Here is a 22,106-nt window from a genome sequence, read left to right as displayed (position 1 = left end):
GGGGGGGGGGGGGGGGGGGGGGGGGGGGGGGGGGGGGGGGGGGGGGGGGGGGGGGGGGGGGGGGGGGGGGGGGGGGGGGGGGGGGGGGGGGGGGTGGGGGGGGGGGGGCCGGGGGGGGGGGGGGGGGGGGGGGGGGGGGGCGGGGCCCCCGCGGGGGGGGGGGCCCCCGGCCGGCGGACGGTCGGGTGAGCGGGACGGTCAGAGACTGATGACGCCGGTACGCATGTCGGTCATGTCCATGAGCGTCCACTTACCGCCGATGCGGCCCCAGCCGGTGGAGCGGCCGCCGGCGCCGCCGAAGGGCATGTTGATGTCCCACCAGTTGTTGCTCTCGTTCACGACGACCTGGCCCACCTCCATCTCCTCGATGAAGCGGAAGGCGGAGGTCATGCTGCGGGTGAAGACGGCACCCTGGAGGCCCAGCTTGTCATCGTTGGCGATACGCAGAATGTCGTCCTCGTCCTGCCCGGTGATGATCGGGACGACCGGTCCGAAGGACTCCTCGCGGGACAGCAGGCTGTCCTCGGGCACCCCGTCCACCACGGTGAACTCGTAGTAGAGGTCCGTGGGGTGCCCTGAAGCGCGCTTGCCGCCGAGCAGGATGCGTGCTCCGCGCTCGCGGGCGTCGGCCATGTGGCGGTCCATCTTGGCCGCGACGCCCTCGTTGTTGAGGGGGCCGAGAACCGTCTTGGGGTCGAACGGGTCGCCGAGGGTGATGCGCTGGGCCTCGCGGAGCACGGCCTCGACGAACTCGTCGTGGATGTCTGCGTGCACGATGACGCGTTCGGTGGCGCAGCAGACCTGTCCGGCGCACGGATAGGCACCGTCGACAGCGGCCTTGGCGGCGGCCTGGACATCGGCGTCGGCGAGGACGACGAGCGGCCCGTTGCCCGAGCACTCCATGATGGAGCGCTTGAGCCCGGCGGCGGACTGGATCTTCGCGCCGGTCTCGGTGGAGCCGATGAACCCGATCGCGTGGATGCCCTCGTGGCGTACCAGCGCATCGCCGGTGTCGCCCTCTCCGGGCACGATGTTGACGAGGCCGTCGGGCAGTCCGGCGGCAACGAACGCCTCCATCGCCTTGAGGACGGTGAGCGGGGTGTTGGCCGGCGGCTTGATGACATGGGCGTTGCCGGTGGCGAGACCGGGGGCGACGAACTCCGCGAGCATCAGCAGCGGGAAGTTCCACGGCGTGATGATGCCCCACGTACCCACCGGGCGCCGGAAGGTGAACATCCGCTTGGTGTTGTCGGTGGAGGGCAGCGTCTCGCCGTGCAGTCGTACGGCGTCCTCGGCGTGCAGGTGGAAGAGCTTGGCCGCCTCCTCGATGTCGGCGACGGACTCGGCGAGCGGCTTGCCCTGCTCCAGGGACTGGAGGCGGGCGAGTTCGTCCACGCGCTTGCCGAGTTCCGTACCGATGCGGTGGCAGACCTCGGCACGGGTCCACACATTGGTCGAGGCCCAGGCCGGCTGGGCCTCGTTGGCGGCACGCACCGCGGCGTCGACGTCGGCGGCGGCGGGCAGCGGGAAGGTGCCCACGAGTTCGCCTGTCGCGGGGCTGATGACCTCGTGGGTGGTCCCGGAGGTGCCTTCGGTGTACGCGCCGTTGATGAAGAGCTGGTGCCGGTCGGCGGTCGGGGTGGTCATGCGTTGGCCTCTCTGTCCTGTCGTGACCGGGAAGGGTGCGTCGGCTCTGGGCCGCGTCGGCCCGGGTCCGGTGCGATGACTGGAGACTCGCTGAGCAAACAAGAACTGTCAAGACTGTGGAATGAGCAAAAATGAAAGTGGACTGTTGCTTGTTCGTGAGTGTTGACAGGTGTTTTTCGCTTCATCTATAACCAGGCCTCATCGAATCTCCTGTCTGCGCCCACCCTGAGGGGAACGCCATGTCATCCCAGCCACAGATCCCAGCCCCACCCTCGCCGGACCCTTCGGACTCGTCGGGATCGGCGGGTGCGCCCGCCCCGGCACTGCCGAAGAAGATGAGCTGGTTCGACGGATTCGCGATGTCGCTGACCATGCCGGCGGCGCTCATCGCCTCGCTCGGCGCCTCCATCGGCGGACTCGGCGCATGGGGTGCGATCGCCCTGTGGGCGGCCTCGATGGTGCTGGCCACCGCGACCAACTGGATCTACACCGAGATGGCCGCGATGTTCCCCGACTCCTCCGGAGGGATCGCGCACTACGCGACCGAGGGCTGGAAGAAGCGGGCGCCCGTGGTGGGTCCGATCGCGAGCATCGGCTACTGGTTCCCCTGGACGACGGCCCTCGCCGTCTACTCCGGAATCATCGGCTCGTTCGTCCAGGCCCAGTGGTTCCCCGGCCAGGACTGGAGCATGGAGTTCGGGCCGGTGAAGGTGGACTTCCCCATAGCCGTGGGCCTGCTCGTGATGCTGCTGCTGTTCAGTGCGGCGATGATCGGCCTGCACGTCGCCATGTGGGTCGTCTACGTCACCGGCGGTGCGCTGCTCGTGCCGCTCGCCGTATTCATCGTCCTGCCGCTGTTCTCCGGTGACTGGAGTGCGCAGGGCCTGCACTGGAATCTGCACGGCGCTGCAGGGCTGCGCGAGGCGCTGGTCTGGCTGTACGTCATGGCGTGGACGTCGTTCGGTGTGGAGGTGTGCGCGACCTTCGCCCCCGAGTACAAGGACACGGTGCGCGACACCTCCCGGGCCCTGCGCGCCGGTGTGCTGTTCTCCCTCGGTGTGTTCATCCTGCTGCCACTGACCCTGTCGGGGTACGTCGGAGAGAAGGCCATCGGCGAGGAGCCCACGACCTTCTTCATCGGAGCCTTCCAGCACCTGGTGGGCGGCGCCTCCGACCTCATGGTGGTCTTCCTCATCGCCTCGCTGCTGCTCATCATGATCACCGGTCTCGCGGACGGTTCCCGGGTGCTGTACGAGATGGGCAAGGCGGGGCTCACCATCAGGCAGGTGGGGGTGCTGAACAAGCGCGGGGTGCCGGTCCGGGCGCTGCTGGTGGCCCTGGTGCTCAATGTCTTCGTGCTGACGGTGCTTCAGACCCCGTTGGCCATCATCGTCACGGGCAACCTGGGATACATCCTCGCCCATGTGCTGGCGGTCTCCGGCTTCGCGCTGCTGCGCAAGGACCGTCCCGACGCCGTACGTCCCATCCGGCTGCCCCGGTTCTTCGTGCCCCTGGCCTGGACGCTGACCGGGTTCCTTACCGTGGTGCTCGTGGTGGGCGCGACCGGTTTCTCCATTACCGGGTACGGCGGCTACACCGAACTGGGAGTGGCACTCGCCGTGCTGGTCGTGGCGGTACTGCTGTGGCTGTACCGGACCAAGGTGCAGGACCGGCAGCACATCACCGACGACCGCCCGGCCTGACTGGCCGGCGCACAGGCTTCAGAGGCCGCTTCTCAGCCGGTCCTGGAACGTGCGGGTCGAGCAGGGGCCCTGGTCGGGTGATGTTCCGGCAGTACGCGCATGAAGGCAGGGCCTCCCGGTAGCTCGGGATACGAATCGAACCGAGCGATGCCGGGAGGCCCTGCTGTCGTTGTTGGACGCGGCCGCGCCCGTTGACTTCAACGCGCGGGTCCGGTGGGGTACCGGATTGCTGCAGATACCCAGCACATTGACGCAGAGGGGATGTAGAAGACGCTTGCCCTCGAAGTGACGCGACCCCATCAAGGCTGACTGTCTGCGACGATTGCGCAGGGTGACGCTTCCGGGTGCGCGAGCGGTAGAGCGCTGGTTGGCTGCGGTGTGTCCCACCCTCACCTCCCCAGGAGTGATGATGAGCAGTGCAGGCGAGTCCGCCAGTCGTGCGCGGCAGACGAAGGACAAGGTTCGCGACCTGAACGAGCGTGCCGAGCAGACGAGCGATCCGAAGGAACGTCGCAGGCTGTACGAGGAGGCCCGGCGCATCCAGGAGCAGTCCATGAAGGACGGCGGACGTGCGGCCGAGGACAGGCCCGGACGCCGCGCCGGCAGTGAGAACGACGAATTCTCGTCTCGCTGACGCACCGTCGGCATTCAACGGCACGGAGGGCCTCCCACTGCAATGCGGTGGGAGGCCCTCCGTGCCGTCTTCACCTGATTGCTCTCGGCCACGGCGAGTCCGTGGTCATCGAAACCGAAAAAAACAGACGTTCCTCTCGTTGCAGCTCCGCTGCAACGACTTCCGGCCGCCTTGCGATCGCACGCACCGGACGACGCTCCTCATGGGACAGACATTGCCGGTCACGGGACAGGCCTTTTAGGCACAGGATGGGCACAGCCCGCGGTAGGTGACCTCGGCCTCGGAAACCGTGAAGCCGAACCGTTCCACCGCCGGGAGGTTGGCCAGCGGATCGCCGGTCGGGTGGACATCGCGGACGGTGCCGCAGCTGGAACACACCAAGTGCTGGTGCGGGTGGTGTGCGTTGGGGTCGTAGCGCTTGGCGCGGCCGTCGGTGGAGACCTCTATGACCTCACCGAGGGAGACCATCTCCCCCAGGGTGTTGTAGACGGTCGCTCGGGAGATCTCGGGCAGTCGCTGCGCCGCGCGGGCGTGCACCTCGTCGGCCGTGAGATGCACGTGGTCGCCGTCGAGGACCTCCGCAACGACACGCCGCTGGGAGGTCATTCGCCAGCCACGTCCTCGCAGTCGCTCCAGCAGGTCACTCATATCGGTTCACCTATTCAGATTCGGTGGGATACCCGAATTTACCAGTGGAGGTCGGGGCCCTGATCGAATATGGGATTGGCGTGCTTCTTGACTGAGACTCTGTCCATCGTAGGATCGGATTCGGCAATAGCCCAGGGACAGGAAGACTCCAGTACGACAGGAGACAGTGTGACGGGACCACCGCCGAGGAGCTGTGCGGTGCTGGCCTGCGGGTGGTGACGGCCGCCCCCGTCGCGCTGCTCGAGACCGTCCGGGACGGTGACCACCTCGGCATCGAGGCGATCGCCTTCGGGGCGCGCCATCGGTGGGCCCCATCTCCCTTGAGGACGTGTGTGAGGCCCTCCATGCGCTCACTGCGGCGTGACTCGTACGCCGCGTCGAACCGGTCAGCAGTCCGGCCCGGTTCGAGCGACGCCCCGGGGACAACCACCACATCGCGTGCCTGTTGTGCGGTGTCCTCGCTGACGTCGAACCGGGCGGTCGGTGAGGCGCTCTCCGCGTCCGACGACCACGGCTTGTCGATCAATGGGCCGAGGCCATCTGCTGGAGTCTCTGTGCCCCGACTGTTCCACCGCCCGCAGTTCCTGAACACCGTGATCCGCCCAGTACGGAAGGATTCCCATGTCTGAGAACCACGATGCAGTCGTCGTAGACGCGAAATCGGAGGGCGGAGGTGGTTGCCCGGTCGTGCACGGGCGCGCCCCGCACCCGACTCAGGGCGGCGGAAACCGCCAGTGGTGGCCGGATCGGCTCAACCTGAAGGTCCTCGCCAAGAACCCGGCTGTGGCCAATCCCCTCGGCGAGGAGTTCGACTACGCCGAGGCGTTCAAGAGCCTCGAACTCACGGCCGTGAAGCGGGACATCGCGGAGGTGCTGACGGACTCGCAGGACTGGTGGCCGGCCGACTTCGGTCACTACGGCCCGTTCATGATCCGGATGGCGTGGCACAGCGCGGGCACCTACCGGATCAGCGACGGCCGCGGCGGCGCCGGGGCCGGTCAGCAGCGCTTCGCCCCCCTCAACAGCTGGCCGGACAACGGGAACCTCGACAAGGCCCGCCGTCTGCTGTGGCCAGTCAAGAAGAAGTACGGCCAGAGCATCTCATGGGCCGATCTCATGATTCTCGCCGGCAATGTCGCCCTGGAGTCGATGGGCTTCAAGACCTTCGGCTTCGGCGGCGGTCGTGCGGACGTGTGGGAGCCCGACGAGGACGTCTACTGGGGTCCCGAGACCACCTGGCTCGGCGATGAGCGCTACACCGGCGACCGGGAGCTGGAGAACCCCCTCGGCGCGGTCCAGATGGGCCTCATCTACGTCAACCCGGAGGGCCCGAACGGCAATCCGGACCCGCTCGCCGCGGCACGCGACATCCGTGAGACGTTCCGCCGGATGGCGATGAACGACGAGGAGACGGTCGCCCTGATCGCGGGCGGTCACACTTTCGGCAAGACGCACGGTGCGGGGCCCGCGGACAACGTCGGCCCCGACCCCGAGGGCGCCTCGCTCGAGGAGCAGGGCCTCGGCTGGAGGAACTCGTACCGCACCGGTAAGGGCGGCGACACGATCACCAGCGGCCTCGAGGGTACGTGGACGAACACCCCGGTGACCTGGGACAACAGCTTCTTCGAGATCCTGTTCGGCTACGAGTGGGAGCTGTTCCAGAGCCCCGCCGGTGCGCACCAGTGGAGGCCGAAGGACAGCGCCGGGGCGGGCACCGTCCCCGATGCCCACGACCCGTCGAAGAGCCACGCCCCGACGATGCTGACGACCGACCTCTCGCTCCGGTTCGACCCGGCCTATGAGCAGATCTCGCGACGCTTCCTCCAGAACCCCGACGAGTTCGCGGACGCCTTCGCCCGGGCGTGGTTCAAGCTGACCCACCGCGACATGGGCCCGACCGTGCGCTACCTCGGCCCGGAGGTCCCGGCCGAGACGCTGCTGTGGCAGGACCCGCTTCCCGCGGTGACGCACGAGCTCATCGACGCCGAGGACATCGCCGCCCTCAAGGGCCAGATCCTCGCCTCAGACCTGTCGGTGTCCCAACTCGTGTCCACCGCGTGGGCGTCGGCCTCGTCCTTCCGCGGCAGCGACAAGCGAGGCGGCGCCAACGGCGCGCGCATCCGCCTCCAGCCGCAGAACGGATGGGCGGTCAACGATGCCGACCAGCTGGCGGTGGTGCTGCGCACCCTGGAGGGGATCCAGGAGTCCTTCAACGCCGCCCGGTCCGGCGGCAAACAGGTTTCGCTCGCCGATCTGATCGTGCTCGCCGGTGGTACGGCCGTCGAACAGGCCGCCAAGGACGCCGGCTTCGACGTCGAGGTGCCCTTCACGCCGGGCCGCGTGGACGCGTCGCAGGAGCAGACCGATGTGGAGTCGTTCGCCGCGCTCGAGCCGACCGCCGACGGATTCCGCAACTACCTCGGGAAGGGCAACCGGCTGCCGGCTGAGTACCTGCTGATCGACCGGGCGAACCTGCTGACCCTGAGCGCCCCCGAGATGACCGTCCTGGTCGGCGGCCTCCGCGTCCTGGGCGCGAACTACCAGCAATCGCCGCTCGGCGTCTTCACCACGACCCCCGGGTCTCTGACCAACGACTTCTTCGCCAACCTGCTCGACCTGGGCACGACGTGGAAGGCAACGTCCGAGGACGCGAACACCTTCGAGGGTCGCGACGCCGCCACGGGCGAGGTCAAGTGGACCGGCAGCCGCGCCGACCTCGTCTTCGGGGCGAACTCCGAGCTGCGCGCGATCGCGGAGGTCTACGCGGGCGATGACGCGAAGAAGAAGTTCGTGAACGACTTCGTCGCGGCGTGGGACAAGGTGATGAACCTCGACCGGTTCGACCTTGTCTGATCACTAACGGCCTGGTGCACGATAGCGAGCGGGCTCCCGGTAGCCGGCGACGGGACGAGCCTGGGCCAGGCAGGGAGAAGCCCCGGACCTTCGGTCCGGGGCTTCTCCCTGCCTGGCCCGCGTGGAGCGGCGCGGACAGCGACGGTGCACACGGTCTGGACGATGTGTTCGGTGAAGGCGATCATCGGCGGCCCAAGGTTCACCGCCTGCGCACAGGAACGTTCTATCGAGCCCTCGGGGCGTCCCAGTACCACTGTCCGTGCACCTGGCTGTCTGAAGGCAAGGAAGGCCGCGAACAACCTGCTTCAGCTGTCGGCACCCTCGTCGAAGCGTCCCGGGTGCACGCGCACATGCTCGCCGCGTCGTACACGACAACAGCGCGGGGACCACCTGCCGACCAGTTGATCAACGAAGGAGGGACGTGGCCCTACGGCTGTGACGGTACGGTCGGCGCGGGCAGGGCGAGGACTCGCGCCAGGGCGGCTGTGACGGGGCCGACGTGGTCGGGCAGATGCTGAGCCCCGCTACGACGTGGGCAGAACCGTTCGACGCGAGAACTTCATTCACAGTTCGGCTGAAGGCGGCAGCGCACCGGAATGGTGCGGCGCCGGGCCAGTCCCTGCCGCTTCTCACAGAGTGCGGTGCATGATGTGCAGCCCGACGTAGCCCTTCTTCGGGTGGCGGAAGCCCTCCGGCAGTGTGCCCAGTACCTCGAAGCCGAGTGTCCGGTACAGGTTCACCGCATGGACGTTGGTCTCCACCACCGCGTTGAACTGCATCGCCCGGTAGCCCGCAGCACGTGCCCACTGCATCGTGTATTCGCATAGTGCGCGCCCCACGCCCTGCCCGGAGTGCGCCGGGTCGACCATGTAGCTGGCGCTCGCGATGTGCGATCCGTTACCCATGTGGTTGCGGTTCATCTTTGCCGTGCCCAGGACCGTACCCGAGTCGTCCACCGCGACGACGGTCCGGTTGGGGGATGGCAGGATCCACCAGTCACGGCCCTGGTCCTGGCCGAGATCCGTCGGATAGGTGAAGGTCTCACCTGCGGCGACGATGGTGTGGAAGAAGGGCCAGATGGCAGGCCAGTCTTCGGGATTGGCTTCCCTGATCAACATGCGTTCAGGATGCCTGAACGGGAACAAGGCCTCCAGCACTTTTCGGTCTGCAGATCAGGTACCGCCATTCTGGCTGACGGCCGTTCGACACGGTCCGGCAGTGGACGCCTACGTCACGCCACTGTCCACATAGCTGAGTGTCGAACGAAGTGTCCGTCATATGCCAACCCGGGTTGATGTGGTGACAGTTGCGAACCCGCGTGGTCCCTGGGGCGGCTGCGTGAACCTGTGAGCTGGGCAGTACTGTGCGCCTCACCGCTATTCAGCGATGAAACATGTGGAGGAACAATCCATGACCATACCCAGGAGATCGTTGCGTGCCGCGGGGGCATTCGCGGCCGCTACGGTTGTCGGCCTGACCGGCGCGGTCCTTTCCGCCGGCCCGGCCGCAGCTCACACCCCCACCTGGGCCGTGACCTGTAACGAAGTGACGCTTGACCTGACCGCCTACAACAGCAACGTCGCCAACACGGTGACCGTCACTGTTGACGGCAAGGACCTCCTGCCTACCGAGACATTCGGCAAGGAGTTCCACAAGACGCTCGAACTGCCCAAGCACGAACAGGAACTGACCGTCCACCTGGTGGTGAAGGCCGGCGACGGCGACCGGTTCTCGAAGGACGACACCAAGCAGGCACCGGTGTGTGAGGACAACACGCCGACGCCCACGCCGGCGGCGTCCGAGTCGAAGCCCGCCGAGGCGCCCGCGACGGAGGCGCCCGCGCCGACCGCCACGCCGAGCCAGAGCTCCCCGGAGACCGCGCCTGCCGCGGCCTCCCCGAGCCCCAGCTCGCCCGACCTGGCCGAGACGGGTTCGTCGTCCGCCACGCCCATCATCGGTGGTGCGGCTGTCGCCGTGCTGCTGGCCGGTGGCGGCATCATGTGGTCCGTGCGCAAGCGTCGCGCCACGCAGGGCTGACGTAGCTCAGTAGTCCGCTGGTTCGGGCGCAGGACCGCCCAGAGATCTCCGGACGAGGGGCGTGCCGCATCACGCAGTGCGTGGCGGCGCGCCCCTCAGTGCTTCCTCAACTCGCAGCCTCCTCAACGTCGTTCCTTCGATGGCTCGGACGGAGCCGGAGCCTCCGCAGGCTCTGCGGACGCATGGCCCTCCGCGGCAGCGACCAGGGGCCCGGCCGCGGGCGGTGTGGCAGGTCCGATCTCGCACCACACCGCCTTCCCCTCGCCGCACGGCTCGGCGCCCCAGCGGACGGCGACGGCGTCGAGAAGCAGCAGACCGCGTCCCGATGTCGCTGTCTCGCGGGGAGCCCGGCGACTCGGCCAGGCACTGGAGCGGTCCTGCACCGAAAGCCGCACCCGGCGGACAGGCCCCGGAAGGACCTCCAATGCGAGCCACCGCCCTGCCCACGGTGTGCAGAAGCACATTCACCAGCAGTTCACCGGTGACCAGTTCGGCATGGTCGGCGAGATCGGCCATGTTCCAGTCCTGCAGTGCCTGACACACGATGGAACGGGCATCGGAGAGACCGTCGGGATCCGCCTGGCGGATGTACTGGTGCAAGCGCGGCGCCCGCCGCGAACCCCTGTCCGGACTGCGCCGGAGGATCAGCAGTGCCACATCGTCCCCCGCGCCCCAGCGCTCCCAGGGCCAGTCGGACAAATGATCGGCCAGTGCCTGCGCACTCGCAGGCCCCGTGCTCACCTCGTGGATCAGCGGCGGACACCCGATTCGGCGGACGGTACGGCCTGTAGGTGCGTCTTGTACGACTCTCAATTGTCCGAACCCGCCCCCGAGTACTGCCACAGCGGACCCGCGCTCCCGGCAGCCCGCCGAGCGCGTCCCTGCGGGTCCTCGGTACCCCTGCTGCCCCGACCTGCGGACCGCCACCGCAGAATGAGCAACGGAAGATCGTCCGTGACCGGCGGGCGATACAACCCAGGGGCTGACCGGAGCGCACTGATGAACAACGAAGACGCCGTCCTGCTGCACACCGAGGGCCGCACCCGGCACATCACGCTCAACCGCCCACGCGCGCTGAACGCGCTGACCCACACTATGGTGCTCCGCGTCGACGAAGCCCTCACCGGTGCAGAACATGACGACTCGGTGACCGCGGTGCTGATCAGCGGGGCGGGGGAGCGCGGCCTCTGCGCAGGCGGCGACATCCGCGCCGTCTATGAGGACGCCCGCACGGGCGGCTCCGCATCGCTGGACTTCTGGCGTGACGAGTACCGGCTCAACGCTCGTATCGCCCGCTTCCCCAAGCCGTACGTCGCGCTCATGGACGGCATCGTGATGGGTGGCGGGGTGGGTATCTCGGCCCACGGAAGCGTCCGTGTCGTCACGGAGCGCTCCCGCGTGGCCATGCCGGAGACCGGTATCGGCTTCGTACCCGACGTGGGCGGGACCCATCTCCTCGCTTCGGCACCCGGTGAACTCGGTACTCACCTGGCGCTCACCGGGGTCGCCGTCGGAGCGGCCGACGCCCTGCTGTGCGGGCTCGCGGACCATTTCGTACCGTCGCGGCACCTCCCGGAACTGACCCGGGAGGTGGCTGGGGCCGCCACGCCCGCCGACGTCACGGAGGCGGTGCGGCAGTACGTCACCGAGGCGCCGGTCGCCGAGCTGGCCGCACATCGCGACTGGATCGACGCCTGCTATGCGGCGGACTCGGTCGAGGAGATCGTCGACCGGCTCCAGAACTGCGGCGTATCCGCCGCGAAGGAGACCGCCGAGACAATTCTGGCCAAGTCGCCCACCGCACTCAAGGTGACCCTTGCCTCGGTGCGCAGAGCCCGGCTCCTCGACAGCTTGGAGGAGGTGCTCGATCAGGAGTTCCGCGTCTCCTGCACCGCCTTCACCCGGCCCGATCTGGTGGAAGGTGTGCGCGCCCAGATCATCGACAAGGACCGCAACCCGCAGTGGCGCCCGGCCCGGCTGGACCAGGTCACGACGGCTGACGTGGCAGCGTTCTTCACCCCGTTGGGCGGCCGCGAACTCGGACTCGCCTGCGACGGCCCGGCCGCCGACTGAGGCGCGTGGCGACCCGGGCGCGCTGCACGGACCCGGCGGCTCCCCGGCACAAGCGGCCGAGCGGGCAGCGCCCCGGGGCGCTGCCCGCTCACTTCGTCCGGCTTCTTGCGCGGCCTGCCTGGGCCGAGTCCGGGAGAGCGGCGACGCACCACGGAAAGGGGCGGCCGTTCCTCAGGGCGGGCGGTCCGGTGCGCGGCCCACAGGTGCCGTCGGCGGGCGGGGCCGGGGCTGACGGCGCCCGCGACATGCCGTCGGGCATTTCAGCATTCGGGGTGGGCGAGGCGGCTGCGCGACGACTATCTGTCTACGGGGATCCTCGGCCCACCCCTACCGCACCGCCGCAGCGTCAACCCCCGAAGGAGTTCCGGAGCCGCCCACTCGGTTTGAGCATTGACCACTCAAGCAGCGAGTCCGGTTTTCTTGAGGGCTTGAAACAATGTGTCACGCGTGAGGGAGCTCGGGCGGCCCCGTGCCGCGGCGAGCCGCCACCGCATCGAAGAGATCCCAGCCGTCGAGCTGCTCGGTCGAGTGGGTGTCCGGGTGCCAGCCGCCGGACACCGCCTCGTCGAGCAGGGCCCTGACGGTTCCGGGCTTGTGCAGGTTCAACCAGCAGCCCTGCGCGGTGCCGACGGCTCCCGAGGGGAGAAAGCCGTCGGGGACCAGTCGGCCGGTGCCCTCCTGGAACACGATCAGGAGCCGACCGGGTGCGCGGTAGTGGCGGATCGTGAGGATCTCGCGGCAGTTGCGGTACGTGCCCTCCTCGACATCGTGGTCATGACCGACCGACCAGAGGAACGTCTCGTCGTTCACCACGAGACGCCGGGCGTTCCTGCTGCTTCGAACCATCGGCGGGCCGCCGTCCTTGTCGTCGTGCCTGCGGTCAGAAGGACAGTCTGACCCTTGTCTCGATCAGCAGGGGCTCACGGTCCTGCGCCACGCGTCGCAGCGCCCTCCGCACCGCGAGGGGGTCCGGGCGGAGGAACGCCTGCTCCCGGGTACCGTCCCAGTGCCACGAGAGGGCGCGCACCACGACCCTGGCACCGACGGGATCGCCACCGGGCCTCCGGGTCCGGGACCTCCTCGGTGGCCGGCTCCCGCATCACGCCTCCGGCGAGGGACTCTTCGTACTCCGTCGCCGGTTCCGGCTCTGCTGTAGAGGCGAACGCGCAGGACGGGACCGTTCCCTCGGGCAGTGACTCGAAGTCCGGCTCCACCCTTCCGGACGTCGGCGCGCAGGCGCCGGTCGTCGGGCGCGGGTACACCTGTACGCCCCCAACCGGGCGGGCGAGTGCGAGCCTGCGTGGAGCTGCAGTCATGGCAGCCACCGTAGGCGCGGTGGCACTGCTGTGTCACCCGCATGCCGGCCGCGCTGCCCCGGGGGCACCGACCGAGGCGGCCGCCATTCCTTCCCCTCGGGGACTACCGGTCTCCGCCGCGGGCACCGCGGCCCGGGCAGCCACAGTGCGTGGCAGGCAATGTCCCGCGCTGCTCAGCGACCGCTGCCGGACAGGCTTGGCTGCAGGGTCCGCACCAGGTCGAAGAACCGGGCCTCATTGCCGCAGAGTCCTGCACGTTGCAGTGCACCGTCGGCCTCCGCTATCGGCGAGGCGAGCAGGGACAGGTACAACGGTGCCTCGTCCGGGTCTGCGAGGGCGGCCCGAGTGGCCTCCAGCAGCCGGACGTACGCCTGGGCCGCGTCGATTTCGTCATTGCGCATCTCAGCATCTCCTGGTCAGAGGTGTCGGACCATCAAGCATCTCTCATGGGTCTGACATTGATACTCATAGCCGGGTTCCGATGGATCCGCCCTCGATGATGCGGCTTCGGTGTCACCGTGCCGCTCGACGTGGCCGCGCTGGTCAACGGCATTCGGGGGAGAGTCAGTCCGGGGCACACTCGACGCGGGCGGGTCATCGGACGTGCCCCGGACTGCTTGGCAACTCAGCAGGTGAGCCGCGCGTCCGCCCAGTCGGCATGGTCGGACTGGTTGCCGTCGCCGCCGTCGGTGACGCGCAGGTGGAGCGTGGTCGCCCCGGCGAGGTCTACGTCGACGGGGCTCGCCGGCTCGGTACCGGTCAGGAGAGGGCTCTTCCACACCTGCTTGCCGTCCACCCAGACTTCGAAGACCACGCTGCCGCGGGCCGCGACCTCCGCGTCGACGCCGACGGCCGCAGTGAGCCGGGAGCATTGCTTGCCGAGGTAGAGCCCGACGTCGGAGGCCGCGTGCACGCCGAGGCCCTTGGTATGGGCAGTGGTGCCTACCGTGATGGGCCCACCGTCGCCGGCGGCCTGCTCGCCGTTGCTGTGGTCGCGTTCGACCGGGCCCCAGCCGTTGGTGTGGGAGACGAAGGTCAGATCGCTCACCCATGCCTGACCCGCCGGCGGCTCCGGTGGGGTCGCCACCGATACCGTCACAGGGTTGGAGACGACCTGATCGCCGCCGATCGTGGCCTGGGCGGTGACGACGGACTGCCCGATGCCGACCCCCGTGACCAGGCCGTGGCTGTCAACCGTGGCAACGGAGGGGTCCGAGCTGGTGTACGTGACCGTCACGGGTGCGCTGGTGATGTTGTCGGCGTTCAGCGCCAGACCATCACCGGTGACGGTCACCTCTGAGGCAGCCATGTCGGCAGTGCTGACACGCTTGTTGAAGCCGTTGCCGTAGGTGTTGTCGGTCAGGGTGATGTCGTCGGCACCGTCGAAGGTGAACAGCGGCACGGTGCTGCTCGAGGGCGGCGCGTCCGTGGAGAGAGTTGCGGTGCCCCCGATGTACAGGGGTTCGTCCGGCCCAGTGAGACGCAGGTGTGCGTAGTGCTGGATCCTGTTGCCGCGGAAGGTCAGGGCACCGACACTACGGCCGGAGACCACCGTCGCGGAGGTGAGGTTGAAGTCGTTGTCCTCGATGAGAACATTGCGGTGCACCGGCTGGCCGGCGACGACATCCTGGTTGGTGGGGTCGAAGGAGATGACCGGGCTCGCAGGGCGGTCGAAGACATTGCCGCGGATGACGACGTCCCGTACGGGTCCGGACTCGTACCAGGAGTGCGCGTCGGACGAGATCTCGATACTGGACATGCTCATACCGTCGAAGTGGTTGTTCTCGATCCGCACGGGCTTGCGCGTGGTGACGAGAATGCCTCGGGTGGGGACCGCCTGAAAGGTATTGCCCTTGATCACGACGGACGGCGTGTAACTGACGTTCTCCGCGGCGTAGTCGCCGGGGGCGTCGACGACGGAATCGGGCAGCGGGCGGTCGACAGCCACGGTCATGGTGCGCAGGTACGTCTCAGGATCGGCGCCGACGGGGACGCTCGTGCCGGTGGGTCCGTCCACCGAGACCACCGTGGCCGTCGCGCCGGGCACCGCAAGCATGGTGCGCTTGTTGACGAGTTCGATCACGTCGCCGGGATAGAATTGCGGGAAGCCCGCCGTCTCGTGGTGCATGTACCGCAGGTACAGCTTCTTCTGCTTCGCTTCCGCGCCAGTCACCTGGAGATAGGTGCCGTGGACGTTGATGGGGTCGTCCTGCGGGTTGTCGAAGATGCAGTTGGTGATGCGCACTGTGCCCTTGACGCCGGACATCTGGATGTGGTCGGCAAAACTTGACGTGACCCGCCCAGTCCTGCGATCGGTCTTGAACACGACTGAGTCGATGGTGATGTCCTTGCTGAACTGGCCGACCATTCCGAAGCCGTGGAGGTAGCCGAGTCGCACATGGTCGACGGTGACGCGGGTCGACTCCCAGAACAGGGCGGCGGCGGTGTCCCGTGTGGTCTCGCGCATCGCGTAGACGTATCCGTCGTCCGTCGGTGCGGTGCCGTCGGCGTAGACGATCTTCAGTTGGTTGCCGCCCAGGTCGGTGATCTCGGAGACGTTCTTGAAGACCGGGTTCGATGTGCGCCAGGTCTTGTTCGATGAAGGGTCGTGGACCTGTGCGTAGTTGAAGGAGTTCGTCCCGGTCCAGTAGGGCTGCCCGGTGACCGGGCTCCGCTCTCCTGACCACCGCACCGAGGTACCTTCCACGGCGTAGTGGTAGGTCCGGGGCACGGTGATGATGCGGTAGGCCCGTCCGTTCGTGACGCCGGTCCGGGCCACCGTGATGTCGACCGTCTTGGGGGCGACCCAGTCCTGCGAGAAGTTGGTGAACCGCACGTTGGTGGAGCGGATCGCGGCGAACACGGTCTGGAACCCGTGATCGAGGATCGTCGAGCCGCCGCCGTCGACCACGACGTCACGCATGCCCTCGAGGAGAATGCCGATGCTCTTTGTCTTCAACGACTGGTCGGCGCCTAGCGTGTTGCTGACGTAGAGCTCCCGCTTGGGGGCGCGCTCGGGATAGACCTGGTATGTGCCCGGCGCGAAGTGGATGGTGGTGGGCCGGTGGATGCTTTTCGCATGCGCTATGGCGGCTGCGATCCCGGCCGCCGAGTCCGATTCTCCGCTGGGGTCGGCGCCGAAGTCTGTGACCTCGACGACGATACGTCTGGTGTTGTCGACCGACGCTCGGCTCGACACAGACCCGATGACTGAAGCCTGTTGAACCTGGCTCACATTCCTCTCGGCGGCGACAGCCGGCGGCGTGACGCAGAGGGCCGCAACACCACACGCTGCGACAGCAGAGGCGAGCGCCTTGAAGCGGCTGGGAGTACGGGCAGCCTGCGGATGCATGGAACTCATGGCGTCCCTTTCTGCGAACCGAGCTTGACATCCGATGAATTCGACGCCATGAAGATAGAGGTCAACTCATCAGGATGGCAAGAGAAGTAACAAAAGCCAACACGCTTGGTTCCACGGGCCACGACCGAAGATGCGCTCCCCGTGCAGGACTCTCGAACGGTCAGTACCAGCTGAAGGCAGCACCGGGCGATGCGCTCTCCAGGGCGGCCTCCGGTCCGTCGGAGGCGGAGCGGGAGTCCACGGGTATTTCGCCGAGTACGGGGCGCGCTCGCAGGCGGCGTACGAGCACCCGTGGGAGATCCGCGATGAGTACGGCTACCCGGACTTTGCCGCGGGTGGGGCGGAGTTGCGGGAGTTCCTGGCGGCGCGGGTGTGGTCGTTGCTGGAGGGGCCGCGGGCCGCTCACCGGGAGAGCGGTGCTGCCACGCGTGGATCCGCTTCTCAGCCTCCTCTCAGCGGACGCCACCCAGGCTGGAGGAGTGCCCGGGAACGACCGAGCACCTCGTGGACCGGAAGGGTGGAGCCCATGGCCCCGCGTACCGTCGCCCTCCCCGTCGATCCGGCCCGGGCCCGCACCGCCCCGGAGGCTGCGGACACTGCCGGCAGACTGCACTGTTTCTTCGAGGACGCCTGCGACCGGGCACCGTCGGCCGTCGCCCTCGAATGCGGATCACACCGTCTGACCTACGCAGGCCTCGACGCCCGAGCCAATCGAGTCGCCCACCGGCTGCGCAGTATCGGCATCGGTCCGGGCAGGCGCGCGGCTCTGCTGTTGCCCCGGTCCGTGGACATGTACGTGTACTTGCTGGGCGTCTGCAAGACGGGTGCAGCATTCGTGCCGATCGATCCCGCGGCGCCGCCGGACCGGGTCGCCTTCATCTTGAGTGACGCGGGCGCCACCGTGGTGCTGACCACGTCCGCTTTCGCGGCCGTCGCCACCCGGGCGGGGCCGCGCAGGGCGTGCCCGGTGATCGAGATCGACGCGTGCGCCGGAGATCTGCCACCAGTGGCGTCCTCGCGCCCGCCTGCCGAGGCCCAGGGCGAGGATGATCCTCTCGCTTACGTCATGTACACCTCGGGGTCCAGCGGTCGGCCCAAAGGCGTGGAGATCGCCCAGTCGAGCATCTGCAACTTCCTGCGCTTCGTGTCCCCGATCTACGGCGTCCGGACGCAGGACCGGGTGTACCAGGGCATGACCATCTCGTTCGACTTCTCCATCGAGGAGATCTGGCCCACCTGGGCGGCCGGCGCCACGCTCGTCGCCGGACCGGACGGCCCGGGACGGCTCGCCGACGAACTCGCCGACTTCCTCGACGAGCACGACGTGACCATGCTGTACTGCGTACCGACGCTGCTGGCGACGATCCCGCGCGACCTCCCGCGGATCCGCAGCGTCGTCGTGGGCGGTGAGGCGTGCCCTGCCTCACTCGTCCAACGGTGGAGCAGGCCGGGACGGCGCATCCTCAACACATACGGGCCGACCGAGGCCACCGTCACGGCGACCTGGCAGGAACTTCTGCCGGGGCGACCGGTGACCATCGGCCGCCCCCTGCCGACGTACTCGGCGGTCCTCCTCGACGAGCGGCGCCGGCCGGTGCCGCATGGCGCCGTCGGCGAGATCTGCCTGGGCGGTCCCGGCCTCGCCCGTGGCTATGCGGGCCGGCCGGACCTGACCGCCGACCGCTTCGTCGAGCACCCCTTGGCGCCCGGTGGCGGCCGCCTATACCGCACCGGAGACCTCGGCAGGATGACCGACGAAGGGCAGATCGAGTACCTCGGCCGCGCCGACGCCGAGGTGAAGATCCGCGGTTACCGGGTGTCGTTGGACGAGATCGACAACGTACTGATGGAGGACCCCGGCGTGGCCCAGGCGGGCACCGCCCTCGTGGCCCCGCGCAACGGGCACGACGGCGACCGCATTCTCGCTGCCTACGTCGTGCGCGCCAAGAACGGCGCGCTGCCCGACGATGCCCTCGCCGCCCGGCTGTACGAGCGCCTGCGTCGCTCGCTGCCCGCCTACATGGTGCCCTCGGCGCTGGACTTCCTCGACCGGCTGCCGGTCATGCCGAGCGGCAAGACCGACCGTACGCGGCTGCCCGCACCGACCGGCCGCCGGCTCGTCGGCACCGGCAACGTGGCGCCGGCCCGCGGTGAGCTGGAGACGAGGGTGCGCAATGCCTGGGCGCAGGTGCTCGGCATCGCACCCGAGGAGCTGTCGGCGGAGGCCGACTTCTTCACCGATCTCGGCGGTCACTCCCTGCTCGCCGCCCGCGCCGTGTCGCTGCTGCGCGGGCGGGACGGCGGGACCGGCGCCACACTGCGTGACCTGTACGAGAACCCGACCGTGCGCGCGTTCGCGGCACGCCTGCGTGCCTCCGCGGATGCCCCTCGCCCGTCGGAGCAGCCCCGCCCGGCGCCCCTGCGGCACGGCCGCGCGAGGATCGCCCGCGCCGGCCTGGCCCCCCTGCTGGAGGTGGCCGTGATCGCCATGCCGCTGCCGAGCATCGCCGTGTTCTGGTGGGCCTGGCTGCACATCGGCACGACCGCCGGTCTCGCCGCCACCGCGCTGTCCGGCCCGGTCTTCGTGGCCACGGTGTGCCTGGTCGTCGCCGCCGGCAAGCGGGTTGTCCTGCCGAGGACACCCCTGGGGATCCACCCGGCGCGCTCGGCACTCGGCGTGCGCAAGTGGATCGCCGACAAGCTGCTGGAACACAGCCTGCTACTCACCAGCTCGCTCTACGCCACGCTTTACACGGCTCCGTGGCTGCGGCTGCTCGGCGCCCGCATCGGCCGGCGCGCCGAAGTCTCCACCGCGGCGCACATCGACCCGGACCTGCTCACCCTCGGTGACGGCAGCTTCGTCGCCGACATGGCCGGCGTCGGCGTCGCCACCTTCGCGGCCGACCGCATGGCGTTCCGGTCCACCGAGGTCGGCGGGCGCGCGTTCGTCGGCAACTCGGCGCTTGTTCCCGCCGGAACGCGGCTCGGCCCGGGCAGTCTGATCGGAGTGGGCACGGTGCCGCCCCCGGACCGGGTGCCCGCCGACAGCACCTGGCTGGGCTCGCCCGCACTGCGGCTGCCGGTACGCCAGGCCAGTGGTTCGTACCCCGAGGAGCTGACGTTCCGGCCCACCCGCAAGGCCGTGCTCGGCCGCCTGGCCATCGAGTTCTTCCGCGCCACCGTGCCCGCCTCGGTGCTCGCCACCAGTGCCTTCCTGTACCTGTTGGCCCTGACCGGCACTGCCCGCCGAACAGGACCGCTGGTGCCGCTGCTCGTGTCACCGTTCCTCTCCATGGGCGCGGTGCTGGCCGTCATCGGGTTCTGCGCGCTGGTCAAGTGGATGGTCGCCGGAAAGTACCGGCCGCACGTCGAGCCCCTGTGGAGCCTGTTCGTGCGCCGTACGGAATTCGTCACCGGTCTCTTCGAGGCGGCCGCCGTCCCGGCAGGCGTGGCTCTCCTGGTGGGGACGCCGTTCCTGCCGCCGGTGCTCCGCCGGTTCGGCGCCGCCATCGGACGGCGCACCTGGATCGGAACCACGTACCTCACCGAGTTCGATCTGGTGGAGGTGGGCGACGACGCCGCGATCGGCCTGCAGGTCTCACTGCAGACGCACCTGTTCGAGGACCGCGTGATGAAAATGTCGAAGGTGACCGTCGGCCCCGGCACGAGCATCGGCCCGCGGACGATCGTGCTCTACGACGCGGTGGTGGGCGCCGATGTCCGGCTCGGGGCACTGACCCTGGTCATGAAGGGCGAGCGGCTGATGCCGGGAACGAGCTGGCACGGGCTCCCCGCCGAAGGGCTCAAAGCAACGGCCACCGGCCGGCGTGCGAGGTCCCAGCCGACGAAGCGCGCGCGCTGAGGCAGCCATGGCGCACTCCGACACCACGGCGGGGGCGCCGCCCTCTCGCCCTCGTCCACCGGGGGCGGGCCTCGCTGCCCGGTTGCCCCGAGGCGGTCGCCGGACTTCTTGCCTCCGGTCCGTGGGATCGGGACGTCCGCTTCACCGGCCCGGACGAGACACTCCAGCTGTCGGCCGAGTCCGTGGCCCACGCCGTGCTGTACGCCCAGCCCGGGGCGGCACCCTCTCCCGCGCCTACCGGAAACTGCGGCGGCAGCGCCGGGCGATCCGCGACTCGTCCACGACGGCGGGCGCTATCCGGGATTCTGCCTCGGCGGCTACCTCGCCGGGCCCACCCCGGGCTTCGGTCGCCCTGCCCGAGGACGAGCGGCCTCTCGCCTTCGCCCGGATCTGGGTGCGCAAGGAGGCCTGCCTCAGGGGTCTTGGCACGGGCCTGACCCGGGGGCTGTCCACCGACTACGTCGGCACCGGTGCCGCGTCGCCCGAGGGGCTGCCGGGCTGGACGATCGCAGAGGCCACCATGGACGGAAGCCGTATCGCGGCGATCGCCATCCGCAGCGGCTGACGGTGCATGCGGCCGGTCCGTGACCCGCGGAGCACGGACCGGCCGCATGCGCCGTCAGCGGAACGGCTGATCGGCGACGCGCGACGTGCGCACCAGGCGCTGCCGCTCGTCGAGGTCCGTCTCTCGCCGTCCCTCGGGCCGCCCGCCGACTCGGCGGACGTCGGTTGCCCGCCGGTCGCGGTCGTCGTCGTGCCGCATGCGCTCCCCGGTGTCCCGGTCCCGGCGCTCGTCTCGGGGGCCCGTCATCATTCCTCACCTTGCCCGGACGTGCCTGTTTGACGATTCCAGCCTGTGACCGGGGCACTGAGAGGAGGCTGAGAGCCGAACCGATCCTCAGGGTCCTCTCAGAAACAGCCGCCGGTCCGGAGCTACGGTGGATGGAGAGAGAGGCTGCCATGCGGATGCTGATCATCGAGGACGAGCAAGCACTCGCCGAGGCGATCGCCGATGGACTTGCCGCGGAGGGCTTCGTCGCCGACGTCGCACACGACGGCGCGGACGGACTGTGGCGGGCTCTCCACGAGCCCTACGACGTCATCGGGCTGGACATCTTGCTGCCCTCCATGTCGGGCTACGAGGTCCTGAAACGGCTGCGGGCGGCCAGGGTCTGGACGCCGGTGCTGATGCTCACGGCGAAGGACGGGGAATACGACGAGGCGGACGCCCTCGATCTCGGCGCCGACGACTACCTGAGGAAGCCGTTCTCCTACGTGGTGCTCGTCGCCCACCTGAGGGCCCTGCTGCGCCGCGGAGCACCCGCCCGGCCCGCCGTGCTCACCGTCGGCGACCTCGCCCTGGACCCGGCGCGCCACAGCTGCCGCCGTGGGTACCGTGACATCGACCTGACGGCAAGGGAGTTCACACTCCTGGAATACCTGCTCAGGCACCCCGACGAGGTGATCAGCAAGACGGACATTCTCTCCCACGTGTGGGACGAGCACTTCGACGGCGACACCAACATCGTCGAGGTGTATGTCGGCTACCTCCGGCGCAAGATCGACGTCCCGTTCGACCGTCGGACCATCGAGACCGTCCGCGGGGTCGGCTACCGGCTGCGCAGCGGCGCGAGGTGACGGATGTCCGCCGTCGTTCGGTCCTGGTGGGCCCGCCGGTCGTTGCGGCTGCGGCTGACCGCCGCCGCGGCCGTGGTCATGACGGCCGGGCTGGCCGGAGCCGCCGCGCTGCTCGTCGTCTGGCTGCACGCCAGCCTGATCAACGGTCTCGATCAGACCGCCCTGCAGAGCGCCCAGGTCGTGGCTTCGTACGAGGACAGCGACTTCGGTGCGGGTGGGTGCCATGGCAGTCATGTCCAGCCGTGATTCGATCCGTGGCGGATTATCCGGAAGCGACCTATGTGGCGTTGCCCGAGTGGCGGCGAGCAGGCCTCGCTGGGCCGGCCGGCCATGT

At 69.0% G+C, this 22,106-nt stretch carries 17 protein-coding genes and 2 pseudogenes; 10 read left to right on the top strand and 9 right to left on the bottom strand.

All coding sequences use genetic code 11. The features are described 5' to 3' along the window. Window positions 1-198 precede the first annotated feature (198 nt). Window positions 199-1,647, bottom strand: coding sequence for an aldehyde dehydrogenase family protein (locus ACIBB8_RS31835; RefSeq protein ID WP_398958039.1), 1,449 nt, complete (start codon window positions 1,645-1,647; stop codon window positions 199-201). Between the two features lie 239 nt (window positions 1,648-1,886). On the opposite strand from ACIBB8_RS31835, the gene ACIBB8_RS31830 reads away from it, so the two are divergent. Then, window positions 1,887-3,350, top strand: a complete 1,464-nt coding sequence (locus ACIBB8_RS31830; protein ID WP_398958037.1) for an APC family permease — start codon at window positions 1,887-1,889, stop codon at window positions 3,348-3,350. A gap of 409 nt (window positions 3,351-3,759) precedes the next feature. Next, window positions 3,760-3,984 (top strand): DUF6381 family protein, encoded by a 225-nt coding sequence (locus tag ACIBB8_RS31825; protein WP_398958035.1) that lies wholly within the window; start codon window positions 3,760-3,762, stop codon window positions 3,982-3,984. 237 nt (window positions 3,985-4,221) lie between these two features. Here the strand turns inward: ACIBB8_RS31825 and ACIBB8_RS31820 are convergent, their stop codons facing one another. Further along, complete coding sequence (locus tag ACIBB8_RS31820; RefSeq protein ID WP_398958033.1) at window positions 4,222-4,632, bottom strand: Fur family transcriptional regulator; 411 nt, start codon at window positions 4,630-4,632, stop codon at window positions 4,222-4,224. Window positions 4,633-4,823: 191 nt separating this feature from the next. Here ACIBB8_RS31820 and ACIBB8_RS31815 point away from each other — a divergent pair. Together ACIBB8_RS31815 and katG are read left to right on the top strand one after the other, a co-directional pair. Continuing rightward, window positions 4,824-5,220: pseudogene (locus ACIBB8_RS31815) on the top strand (transcriptional repressor). A 33-nt stretch (window positions 5,221-5,253) separates the two neighbouring features. Further along, on the top strand, window positions 5,254-7,485 hold the full coding sequence (gene katG / locus ACIBB8_RS31810; RefSeq protein ID WP_398958031.1) for a catalase/peroxidase HPI: 2,232 nt from the start codon (window positions 5,254-5,256) through the stop codon (window positions 7,483-7,485). A gap of 629 nt (window positions 7,486-8,114) precedes the next feature. On the opposite strand, the gene ACIBB8_RS31805 is transcribed toward katG, so the two are convergent. Next, window positions 8,115-8,603 carry a GNAT family N-acetyltransferase gene (locus ACIBB8_RS31805; RefSeq protein ID WP_398958029.1) on the bottom strand — a complete coding sequence of 163 codons (489 nt, stop codon included), beginning with the start codon at window positions 8,601-8,603 and terminating at the stop codon, window positions 8,115-8,117. 292 nt (window positions 8,604-8,895) lie between these two features. Between ACIBB8_RS31805 and ACIBB8_RS31800 the strand changes: the two genes are divergently transcribed. Then, window positions 8,896-9,522 carry an LAETG motif-containing sortase-dependent surface protein gene (locus ACIBB8_RS31800; RefSeq protein WP_398958027.1) on the top strand — a complete coding sequence of 209 codons (627 nt, stop codon included), beginning with the start codon at window positions 8,896-8,898 and terminating at the stop codon, window positions 9,520-9,522. A 122-nt stretch (window positions 9,523-9,644) separates the two neighbouring features. Here the strand turns inward: ACIBB8_RS31800 and ACIBB8_RS31795 are convergent. Further along, a pseudogene (locus tag ACIBB8_RS31795) lies at window positions 9,645-10,275 on the bottom strand (ATP-binding protein); the annotation flags it as partial. A 246-nt stretch (window positions 10,276-10,521) separates the two neighbouring features. Between ACIBB8_RS31795 and ACIBB8_RS31790 the strand changes: the two are divergent. Further along, entirely contained in the window at window positions 10,522-11,595 is a 1,074-nt protein-coding gene (locus ACIBB8_RS31790) for an enoyl-CoA hydratase/isomerase family protein (protein WP_398958025.1), read from the top strand. A 441-nt stretch (window positions 11,596-12,036) separates the two neighbouring features. Here ACIBB8_RS31790 and ACIBB8_RS31785 read toward each other — a convergent pair whose 3' ends face one another. The 4 genes from ACIBB8_RS31785 to ACIBB8_RS31770 form a co-directional block, all read right to left on the bottom strand. Next, entirely contained in the window at window positions 12,037-12,441 is a 405-nt protein-coding gene (locus tag ACIBB8_RS31785; RefSeq protein ID WP_398958023.1) for a hypothetical protein, read from the bottom strand. 643 nt (window positions 12,442-13,084) lie between these two features. Continuing rightward, window positions 13,085-13,312, bottom strand: a complete 228-nt coding sequence (locus ACIBB8_RS31780; RefSeq protein ID WP_398958021.1) for a hypothetical protein — start codon at window positions 13,310-13,312, stop codon at window positions 13,085-13,087. A gap of 224 nt (window positions 13,313-13,536) precedes the next feature. Next, window positions 13,537-16,110 (bottom strand): NPCBM/NEW2 domain-containing protein, encoded by a 2,574-nt coding sequence (locus ACIBB8_RS31775; protein ID WP_398958019.1) that lies wholly within the window; start codon window positions 16,108-16,110, stop codon window positions 13,537-13,539. A gap of 322 nt (window positions 16,111-16,432) precedes the next feature. Beyond that, entirely contained in the window at window positions 16,433-16,678 is a 246-nt protein-coding gene (locus ACIBB8_RS31770; RefSeq protein WP_398958017.1) for a hypothetical protein, read from the bottom strand. Between the two features lie 120 nt (window positions 16,679-16,798). On the opposite strand from ACIBB8_RS31770, the gene ACIBB8_RS31765 reads away from it, so the two are divergent. Further along, window positions 16,799-20,134 carry an amino acid adenylation domain-containing protein gene (locus ACIBB8_RS31765; RefSeq protein WP_398958015.1) on the top strand — a complete coding sequence of 1,112 codons (3,336 nt, stop codon included), beginning with the start codon at window positions 16,799-16,801 and terminating at the stop codon, window positions 20,132-20,134. 394 nt (window positions 20,135-20,528) lie between these two features. Next, window positions 20,529-20,699, top strand: coding sequence for a hypothetical protein (locus tag ACIBB8_RS31760; protein WP_398958012.1), 171 nt, complete (start codon window positions 20,529-20,531; stop codon window positions 20,697-20,699). A gap of 54 nt (window positions 20,700-20,753) precedes the next feature. On the opposite strand, the gene ACIBB8_RS31755 is transcribed toward ACIBB8_RS31760, so the two are convergent. After that, complete coding sequence (locus ACIBB8_RS31755) at window positions 20,754-20,945, bottom strand: hypothetical protein (protein WP_398958010.1); 192 nt, start codon at window positions 20,943-20,945, stop codon at window positions 20,754-20,756. Between the two features lie 149 nt (window positions 20,946-21,094). On the opposite strand from ACIBB8_RS31755, the gene ACIBB8_RS31750 reads away from it, so the two are divergent. Then, complete coding sequence (locus tag ACIBB8_RS31750; protein ID WP_398958041.1) at window positions 21,095-21,772, top strand: winged helix-turn-helix domain-containing protein; 678 nt, start codon at window positions 21,095-21,097, stop codon at window positions 21,770-21,772. 3 nt (window positions 21,773-21,775) lie between these two features. Beyond that, entirely contained in the window at window positions 21,776-22,018 is a 243-nt protein-coding gene (locus ACIBB8_RS31745; protein ID WP_398958008.1) for a hypothetical protein, read from the top strand. The last annotated feature ends 88 nt before the right edge of the window (window positions 22,019-22,106 follow it).

It is taken from the genome of Streptomyces sp. NPDC051286, from assembly GCF_044455345.1.
Classification (GTDB): Bacteria; Actinomycetota; Actinomycetes; order Streptomycetales; family Streptomycetaceae; genus Streptomyces.
The sequence above is the reverse complement of the archived record's forward strand: the minus strand, read 5'-3'. Positions and strand labels throughout refer to the sequence as shown.

Coding starts and splice junctions, on each gene's coding strand:
- ACIBB8_RS31835 (WP_398958039.1), bottom strand. CDS start 1,647: ATGACCACCCCGACCGCCGACCGGCACCAGCTCTTCATCAACGGCGCG.
- ACIBB8_RS31830 (WP_398958037.1), top strand. CDS start 1,887: ATGTCATCCCAGCCACAGATCCCAGCCCCACCCTCGCCGGACCCTTCG.
- ACIBB8_RS31825 (WP_398958035.1), top strand. CDS start 3,760: ATGAGCAGTGCAGGCGAGTCCGCCAGTCGTGCGCGGCAGACGAAGGAC.
- ACIBB8_RS31820 (WP_398958033.1), bottom strand. CDS start 4,632: ATGAGTGACCTGCTGGAGCGACTGCGAGGACGTGGCTGGCGAATGACC.
- katG (WP_398958031.1), top strand. CDS start 5,254: ATGTCTGAGAACCACGATGCAGTCGTCGTAGACGCGAAATCGGAGGGC.
- ACIBB8_RS31805 (WP_398958029.1), bottom strand. CDS start 8,603: ATGTTGATCAGGGAAGCCAATCCCGAAGACTGGCCTGCCATCTGGCCC.
- ACIBB8_RS31800 (WP_398958027.1), top strand. CDS start 8,896: ATGACCATACCCAGGAGATCGTTGCGTGCCGCGGGGGCATTCGCGGCC.
- ACIBB8_RS31790 (WP_398958025.1), top strand. CDS start 10,522: ATGAACAACGAAGACGCCGTCCTGCTGCACACCGAGGGCCGCACCCGG.
- ACIBB8_RS31785 (WP_398958023.1), bottom strand. CDS start 12,441: ATGGTTCGAAGCAGCAGGAACGCCCGGCGTCTCGTGGTGAACGACGAG.
- ACIBB8_RS31780 (WP_398958021.1), bottom strand. CDS start 13,312: ATGCGCAATGACGAAATCGACGCGGCCCAGGCGTACGTCCGGCTGCTG.
- ACIBB8_RS31765 (WP_398958015.1), top strand. CDS start 16,799: ATGGCCCCGCGTACCGTCGCCCTCCCCGTCGATCCGGCCCGGGCCCGC.
- ACIBB8_RS31755 (WP_398958010.1), bottom strand. CDS start 20,945: ATGACGGGCCCCCGAGACGAGCGCCGGGACCGGGACACCGGGGAGCGC.
- ACIBB8_RS31750 (WP_398958041.1), top strand. CDS start 21,095: ATGCGGATGCTGATCATCGAGGACGAGCAAGCACTCGCCGAGGCGATC.
- ACIBB8_RS31745 (WP_398958008.1), top strand. CDS start 21,776: ATGTCCGCCGTCGTTCGGTCCTGGTGGGCCCGCCGGTCGTTGCGGCTG.